Below are 8092 nucleotides of genomic sequence, written 5' to 3' on the forward strand. Positions count from 1 at the left end.
GCTCAGGGCCGAGAGCTTCGTCGTCACTGATCGGCAGGTGATCTACACCCACCCACGCACCGGCGCCGAAACGCGCCTGCTGACGATCGCCGAACGCAGGCGCAACCGGCCTGTCACGCTGGACGGTGCGCTCGATCATCTCCGCGATCCGCGCGCCAAGCTGCTCATCAACGAGAAGTCGGGCCGCGCCGCGGTCCAGATCCCCACCACCAGCGTCATGCTCGACGATGGCGACATCGAGCGGCGCGTCCGCCTGATCCGGCCTATTGAAGCCCAGAACATGGCGGTCAAGGCCATGGACGACACGCGCTGGGCCGAGGCCGACCGCGCTGCCTTCGCCACGGCCTGGACGACCGAAACCGCCGAGGTGCCGGAGTTCACCGACTCGGTTCTGCACATGGTCACCGGCTTGCTTCTGCCGATCTGGAAGCGCCTGCCGACCGAGTCGACGCGGGTCTATCGGCTTCAGACCGACCAAGGCGAGCGCATCATCGGCCGTCGCGTCTCGCCGGCATGGGCAGCCAACGCCACGGCTACGGGCGTGGCGTCGCTATCGCCGGAGCAGGCGTTCGCGGCGCTGACCGACGGCCGGACGATCCTCGACCTGGCGGAAGGTCTCCAGCTTCGCCGCAGCCGCGTCATGGGCGCGTGGCGCATCGAACTTTCGGGGTTCACCGACACGATGCGCCAGCGCCTGACCGCCTACGGCCTCTTCCACGAGATCATTTCCTGGAAGCTCAGGATGTTCGTGCCGGCCGATACCTGCGGCCTTCCGGTGCTCGAACGCGTACTCGAGCGCTTCCCGATCGAGCGCGTCAGCGAGCGGGAGGCTGCATGATGCCTCGTCACGACGCTTCCGACCTCGCACGTCGTCTCGGAGCACATGCCGAGGCGGTATGCCGGCACTACCTCTCCAACGGACGCCGTTCCGGCAATTACTGGATCGTCGGCGATGTCCGCAACGCGCCGGGCCGCTCGACGTTCGTTCGGCTCAGGGATTCTGCAAGGGGACTACCCGGCAAGTGGACCGACGCGGCGACGGGCGAGCATGGCGACCTGCTCGACGTGATCCGTGAATCCCTCGGACTGGTCGACTTCAAGGATGTCGCCGATGAGGCGCGTGGTTTTCTTGCCATGCCGCCGCCGGAGCAACGATCGCCCTCGGCGAAATCGCCCCGGGTCCCCACCGGATCGTCGGAAGCCTCGCGGCGGCTCTTCGCGATGTCGCGACCGGTTCTCGGGACCATCGTAGAGACGTATCTGCGTGGACGCGGCATTACGACTCTGCACGGAACCGCCGCGCTGCGGTTTCATCCGCGCTGCTACTATCGGCCGGACGATCATGGTCCGACCGAGACCTGGCCGGCGATGATCGCTTCGGTCGCCGATCTCGACGGGCTCCAGACAGGCGCGCACCGCACCTGGCTCCGTCCGGACGGTACCGGCAAAGCTCCAATCGACACGCCACGCCGGGCCATGGGTGAACTGCTCGGCCATGCCGTTCGCTTCGGTGTCCCGGGTACCGTGATGGCAGCCGGCGAAGGCATCGAGACCACGCTCTCGCTCAGATGCGCCCTGCCCGAGATGGCGATGGCGTCAGCGCTCTCAGCCGCACATCTCGCCGCCATCCTGTTCCCCCCGACATTGCGCCGGCTCTACATCATCCGCGACAACGATCCCGCCGGCGACGGTGCGCGAGACGGCCTGGTCGAGCGGGCCATGGAGGCCGGGATCGAGGCGTTTGTGCTTACGCCGAGAATGGAGGACTTCAACGAAGATCTCCAACACCGCGGCCTTCCAGCCCTTCGCGCCTGGATCGCGGACCAGCTCACGCGCACCGACCGATCCCGATACCTGGCGCTCGCGGCGTGAGCGCGGACATGGCGGAGGAGGATCGGCTCGTGGTCGCGTGAATGGGATGACCGGCGGAGATACCGCGACCCGGCCTTCGAGAGGGCGATCGGGCCCACAAGCGGGCCGGCCAGGCAATGGCGGCGGCCGGCTATTTTCCGGCGGCGCGCAATTGCTGGCGAACGCCAGCGACAAGCTGCGACGCCTTTCCATCGCGAGACAAAATAGCCGGCCGCCGCCATCCTCCGCTTCGCTCCGGCCCTTCGCTTCGCTGCGGGTGTCGGGCCGCCCCGCTCATGGGCTTTCGTCGCCATGAAGGCCGCGAGGGTCGCGGTCAGACCGACGGGAGCATCCCCATGAGCGAGCACGACGACACCGAACCGCACCACGCCGCATCGCCGACCGACCACGTGCTGACCGAACTCCAGCTCTACGGCTGGCGCCCTTACGCCGACGAGCCCGATCCGCGACCACTCCCCGACGGCAGTCACGTCGCCGGAGCCGTGGCGGACATCTTCGACGCCCTCATCACCACCCTGGCCGACACGCGCCTCGAACCCGACCTCGACGACCTGCTCTGGTCCGTCACCAATGTCTTCCACCGCGCCGTGCTCAGGATCGAGCGGCAACTGGACGACAACGAACAGGCTCAACGCCGTCTGCAACGCGAACAGGATGGCACCGAGATCAAGGCGGTCGAGCTGGAAAACCTCACCGCCCAGGGCCAGACGATGATCGAACGGCGCGACACCTTCGAGCTGATGCGCGACCAGGCCGCAGAGCGCTACGAGCAACACACCGGCTCGAGCTGGCGTCCGCGCACCGGATCGATAGTCAACCACCGGCACCTGATCTCGGCCATGGTCGACAGCCGCGACTTCCTCGCCGCGCGCCGGAAGGCCGACGTCGAGGTGATGTTGCCCACCGGACCGAAGATCGCCCTGACTGGGGGCCTCGACTTCAATGACCATCACCTGATCTGGGACGTACTGGACAAGGTCCACGCCAAACATCCCGACATGGTGCTGATCCACGGCAAGTCGCCCAAAGGCGCCGAACTGATCGCCGCGAAATGGGCCGACAATCGGAAGGTCCCTCAGGTCGGCTTCGCCCCCGATTGGGAAAAGCACGGCCGCGCCGCACCGTTCAAGCGCAACGACGCCGTGCTGGATCTCCTGCCGATCGGAGTGATCGTGTTCCCGGGCACCGGCATCCAGGACAATTTCGCCGACAAGGCGAAGAAGCTCGGTATCAATGCCTACGACTTCCGCAACCGGGGCGGCGCGTGAGCGCCGCCTGCACCATCGCAAGCTCGGCGAGCGAGATTTGCACCTCGCGCTCGCCGCGTGATACCTACTCTTGCGCCGCGGTGGTGGTGGAGGCGCGACCGTTCGATAGTGTCCACGGAGACCACCACCATGATCATCCTCGCGATTCTCGCATCCCTCGCGGCCATTATCGCCCTTTGCTGGCTGCTCTTCACCCTGGCGGTGTTTGCCTTGCCGCTCTTCGCGGGCGTAACTGCCGGCGTCTGGGCCTACGGCAGTGGCGCTGGAATCCTTGGCGGTGCAATCGTCGGCGCTTTCGCCGCGGCTGCGACGTTCGCCGTGTTCCAGCTCCTGCTCGTCTTCGCGCGCCCCGCGTGGCTGAAACTTCTCGTTCTGCTCGTTTTCGTGGCTCCCGCGGTTGTTGCCGGCTATCACGCCACGCTCGGCGTCGTGAAGCTCACCATCCCGTCGGACACGTGGCAGGTCATCTTCGCCGCTGTCGGCGCGGCGGCGGTCGGCTTCACCGCCTTCATGCGCCTGACGATGATTGCCCCGCCCGGACCAGCCAGCCAGGACGTGGCGGGCGCCTCGTGAGCCAACGATTGGCTAAGCGGACCGAAGGCTGAGCGCACCGCGTACCGACCGCGCGGCCGGCAACAACCGGTCGGAATGAGCCAGGGGGGTCGGTGCGGCCTAGCGGAGCGACGCCAGTGACGCTGGCCCCTGCCCTGCTCGCAGCACCGTAGCATCGAGGACCGATGCAGATGTAGAGAACCGCATCTCTCTTCTGGCAGGGCGGAAGGCGATGCGATCAATTCGTGGCCGTGCGCGGACGACGAGATCGCCTCAGAACCCGCCGGCCGGCTTCAGTGAACGCGATAGCCGAGGTTCTCCTCGGTCTCTCCGGCCGCAAGACCGCTCCAGTACGGCCTCCCTCATGGCTTGATCTGCCCGAAGACCGGCTTCGCCTCGATCGCCTAAGGCGCAACAGCGCCGTCGAAACTATCTTCCCCTCCCGGCCAAGGCCGGGATTCCTCGCGAGACAAGATAGTTCCTCCTTTGCTGTCGGGGCCCCTTCGGGGTGCGCCGTCGATCGCCTTCGGCCTGACGATCGCCATCGAGGCCGCAATGGTGCGGGCTCGAGTCAGAGAAACCAAGGAGAACGACCATGGCCACCATCGGCACCTTCAAGAAGACCGCCAACAACGAGTTCACAGGCGAAATCGTCACCCTCTCGGTCCAGGCCAAGAACGTCCGCGTCACCCCCGACACCCGCGCCAGCGGCGAGAACGCCCCCAGCCACCGGGTCTTCGTCGGCCGAGCCGAAATCGGCGCCGCCTGGAGCAAGCAGTCCAACGAGACTGGCCGCCCCTACCTGGGCTTCAAGCTCGACGACCCGAGCTTCACCGCTCCGATCTACGCCAACCTGGTCGAGGACGAGGACGGCGAAGGCTACAGCCTCATCTGGTCCCGCCCGAACCGCCGCAACGGCGACTGAGGTCCAGCCACATCGCCCCGCCCGGTCGAACCGGGTGGGGCAATCGTCGCGCTCAAGCGAATCGATGTCTCGACGGCACCACCAAACTTGGCCTCACACGAACGATAATGGGTGGCTTTTCAAGATAATCCGACTATTATAGTCGTAGTTCTGGCTCGCGCCTCGCGACTTGTGGCGGTGATCGCGTTCATGATCACTGCTCGTCAATCGCGGGCTGCTCGGGCGTTGCTTGGCTGGAATCAGGAGACGCTTGCCGACAAGGCCCGAGTATCACTGACCGCATTGAAACGCCTCGAATCCGAGAGCGGGCTGCGCGTCTATGAGACGACACGCGACCAAGTGCGGCGCGCCCTCGAGGCCCATGGTATAGTGCTCATGACCACCGACAAGGGAGAAGGCGTGATGGTCATGCGCAACGCGATCGCGGAAGACGGCAAAAAGCGCCCGTGAACATTCGCCGGGAAGTACTCGCGATCGCGCTGACTGGCGTGGTCGCTACAATGCCCTCCCGCATAGTTGTCATCACACTGGCATCGAGGCAGCAGACAACACGCCATGTTCCCAGAACGCCCGATCGAGGGTATGGATCTTCCGCTTGGGGGCGTCGATGACACAGCCGGAATTCCTGGACGAGCCGCCGCAAAACGCGGCGCTCACAGACTATGATCGCTCACACATGAAGCTCTATATTCGCGTGCTAGATGCAGCCGCGGATGGAGCAGATTGGCGTGAGGCGGTTGCTGTCATCTTCGGCATCGATCCTGTCGCCGAGCCACAGCGGGCGCAGCGCGTCCACGACAGTCATCTTGCCCGCGCGCGTTGGATGACGGAGCACGGCTATCGTCAGCTGCTGCTCGAAGGACGCAAATAGTCGGGCGATGCGCCAAGGGCATCGCTTGGTGTTTCCTTGAACCCTTCTCAAACGGTCAAGTTTTGGGAACTTTGGCGACCCACGTTGCGGCACGAGGAACAACGATGACGCCCGACACCTCCCACTGGCGGTCCTCGGAGACTTACGACTACCTGGACGATCTCGACTCTCCCGACCTCGCCTGGGAATGGCTCAGGCGCAATCCGGACTACCAGAAGGACTATGCGCGAGCAGACAGTCCTTCATTGCGAGCCGAACTCCAAAGGAGATGGGGTTTGCAATTTTTTCGTTCCGCCGTCGCTGAGTGCTGGCGAGGGTCCCGTGTTCTGGTCCGCCGAGGCGGACACGAGCGCCGTGCTGCTCACGCAGTCGCCCATCATGCTGCCGACGGCCGGCAATCTCTCTTCGGAACTGCGCGATCCAGCCGCGCGGTCCGACGACCAAGGCGCGCATTCGCTGCTCGCGTTCGGCACCCAATCCATTCGTCTGGTCCAACTCCCTGGAGTGCCGCCTGGAACACCCCTCGCCGCGCTCGTACCGCTTGACGGCGACGGTCACGACAGGATCGCAGCAATCGATCGATTGCTTCGCGCTCTGCAAGGACGCGCCCTTCCCGACGATCGTCGGCTCACACCCCAGCAGAAGCGTCGCCATCGGCGCATGCTTCAGGCGATCGACGGCCGCATGGCTGGCGCCAGCTACCGGGCGATTGCAGATGTCGTATTCGGCCCCGACCGCGTCGCGGCCGAGTCCTGGAAGACCTCTGCGTTGCGGGCGAGTGTCATCGGCCTCGTCAAGGGCGGGCACACCATGATGGCGGGCGGTTATCGTCAGCTTCTGCGTCATCGCCACAAGGATAGCGCGTAACGCCAACGCCGCGGGGTGAGGATTTTTGCCCCGCAAACTTCCTCATCCCCCTTCGCCGGTCAGCTTCGCCACCGTGATCTCCGCCCGCCAGCCGTCACCGGCGGTCTGATCGAACTCGCGGAGGCCCGCTCATGACATCCAATACCGCCGGCATGCCGCCGCGCTTCCTCAGAACACCCGAGGCCGCGCGCTTTCTCGGTCTCTCTGACCGCACGCTCGAAAAGCACCGCACCTACGGCACAGGCCCCGCGTACCGGAAGCTCGGCGGCCGCGTCGTCTACGCGCTCGAGGATCTTCAGGCGTGGGCCAATCGCGGCACCAAGACGTCCACGTCGGACCCCGGCGTCGGAACCGTCCATCCGGCACGCCGGCTCAACCTGCGCTGAGCGGTTTTTCCCATGACGGCATCACCACCCCAGGGGGGCGAACGCGCCCAACTCAATCCATTCGAAGCGCTTTCCGGCGACGTGCCGCCACGCGATCAGCAGGATCTGATGGCGCACCCCTTTTTCTCTCTGTCGAAGTCCCGCCGGGTCGCGCCGATTCACTACAAGGCCAGGGACGTGGAGCTGCAGGTCTATGCCGTCGCCGAACATGGTATGGCGACGATCTGGGACGCGGACATCCTGATCTGGGCCGCCAGCCAGATCCTTGCCGCGCAGGATCGCGGCCTTCCGACATCGCGCTTCTTCCGCTTCACGCCATACCAGCTCCTCAACGGCATCGGCCGCACGACCGGCGCGCGCAGCTACTTCTTGATCAAGGGCGCACTCACCCGTCTACAGTCGACCGTCATCCGCACCACCATCCGCCACAGCGAGCACTGGCGGCGCCAGCAGTTCTCCTGGATCAACGAGTGGGAAGAGCTCGCGGCGCGCAGAGGCCGCGTCGAGGGCATGGAGTTCGTCCTGCCCGAATGGCTCTACCAGGGCATCATCGACCGCCGCCTGGTGCTCGCCATCGACCCTGACTACTTCAGTCTCACCGGCGGCATCGAGCGCTGGCTCTATCGTATCGCGCGCAAGCATGCCGGCCGCCAAGCGGACGGCTGGCGCTTCGAGTTGCGGCACCTCCATGCCAAGAGTGGTTCACTGGCGCGCTACTCCGACTTCGCCATCGACGTCCGCGCCATCGCCAGACGCCAGCCGCTCCCCGGCTATCTCATCTCGATAGGACGCGCTTCGGATGGCGGCGAACTTGTCCACATCCACCCTGTGGAAAAGCTGTGCGCAACGTCGCCCGATATCCGTACATCGGGCGCAGCCGGTATCCGTACATCGGGCGCAAACCTATCTGTACATCAGGCGCACGGATTGCAGCTAAGCCTATGGCAGGACGAGCGGAATCGCTCCCGTAAAGAGTCTAAAGAAGAATCTAAATCTTACTATTTGGACGGGCGATCCGGGGATAACGCCTCCCCTTCCTGCCTTTCTCGTCGGAGGCGCGGCCGATGATCATCGCGCTCCTCAACCAGAAGGGCGGCGCCGGCAAGACGACACTGGCACTGCATCTCGCCGGCGAATGGGCTCGCCGTGGCAGCCGTGTCACCCTGATCGATGCCGACCCTCAGGGCTCGGCTCTTGACTGGTCACAGCAACGCAGTCGCAGCGGCACGCCGCGCCTGTTCGGTGTCGTCGGCCTGGCGCGTGACACGCTGCACCGCGAGGCACCGGAACTCGCACGCGATGCCGATCATGTCGTCATCGACGGCCCGCCGCGCGTCGCCGGGCTTATGCG

The 8092-nt window shown here is 65.4% G+C and carries 10 protein-coding genes and 2 pseudogenes; all 12 read left to right on the forward strand.

The features are described 5' to 3' along the window. Positions 1-838, forward strand: a pseudogene (locus EOA86_RS13230) (methylase); the annotation flags it as partial. Continuing rightward, on the forward strand, positions 838-1872 hold the full coding sequence (locus EOA86_RS13235) for a toprim domain-containing protein (protein ID WP_128342068.1): 1035 nt from the start codon (positions 838-840) through the stop codon (positions 1870-1872). The pseudogene EOA86_RS13230 and the gene EOA86_RS13235, both read left to right, overlap by 1 nt. A 335-nt stretch (positions 1873-2207) precedes the next feature. After that, the gene (locus EOA86_RS13240) at positions 2208-3140 is read left to right on the forward strand and encodes a DUF2493 domain-containing protein (RefSeq protein WP_128342057.1); all 933 of its coding nucleotides are present in this window, start codon (positions 2208-2210) and stop codon (positions 3138-3140) included. 129 nt (positions 3141-3269) lie between these two features. Then, a complete protein-coding gene (locus EOA86_RS13245) occupies positions 3270-3713 on the forward strand; it encodes a hypothetical protein (RefSeq protein WP_128342059.1) in 444 nt (147 codons plus the stop codon). Positions 3714-4287: 574 nt separating this feature from the next. Next, entirely contained in the window at positions 4288-4617 is a 330-nt protein-coding gene (locus EOA86_RS13250) for a DUF736 domain-containing protein (protein WP_128342061.1), read from the forward strand. Between the two features lie 189 nt (positions 4618-4806). Further along, positions 4807-5067 (forward strand): hypothetical protein, encoded by a 261-nt coding sequence (locus EOA86_RS13255; protein WP_128342069.1) that lies wholly within the window; start codon positions 4807-4809, stop codon positions 5065-5067. A gap of 157 nt (positions 5068-5224) precedes the next feature. Then, complete coding sequence (locus EOA86_RS13260) at positions 5225-5488, forward strand: DUF2285 domain-containing protein (protein WP_128342062.1); 264 nt, start codon at positions 5225-5227, stop codon at positions 5486-5488. Between the two features lie 104 nt (positions 5489-5592). Continuing rightward, positions 5593-5769: pseudogene (locus EOA86_RS40200) on the forward strand (DUF6499 domain-containing protein); the annotation flags it as partial. A 40-nt stretch (positions 5770-5809) separates the two neighbouring features. Next, complete coding sequence (locus EOA86_RS13265; RefSeq protein WP_245497256.1) at positions 5810-6355, forward strand: DUF2285 domain-containing protein; 546 nt, start codon at positions 5810-5812, stop codon at positions 6353-6355. A 131-nt stretch (positions 6356-6486) separates the two neighbouring features. Further along, positions 6487-6741 (forward strand): helix-turn-helix domain-containing protein, encoded by a 255-nt coding sequence (locus EOA86_RS13270; protein ID WP_128342064.1) that lies wholly within the window; start codon positions 6487-6489, stop codon positions 6739-6741. Between the two features lie 12 nt (positions 6742-6753). Then, the gene (locus EOA86_RS13275; RefSeq protein WP_128342066.1) at positions 6754-7809 is read left to right on the forward strand and encodes a replication initiator protein A; all 1056 of its coding nucleotides are present in this window, start codon (positions 6754-6756) and stop codon (positions 7807-7809) included. Continuing rightward, on the forward strand, positions 7806-8092 hold a 287-nt coding region (locus EOA86_RS13280; protein ID WP_164891730.1), incomplete at its 3' end, for an AAA family ATPase. The genes EOA86_RS13275 and EOA86_RS13280, both read left to right, overlap by 4 nt.

The organism is Mesorhizobium sp. M5C.F.Ca.IN.020.32.2.1 (genome assembly GCF_004023105.1).
GTDB classification, from domain to species: Bacteria; Pseudomonadota; Alphaproteobacteria; order Rhizobiales; family Rhizobiaceae; genus Mesorhizobium; species Mesorhizobium wenxiniae.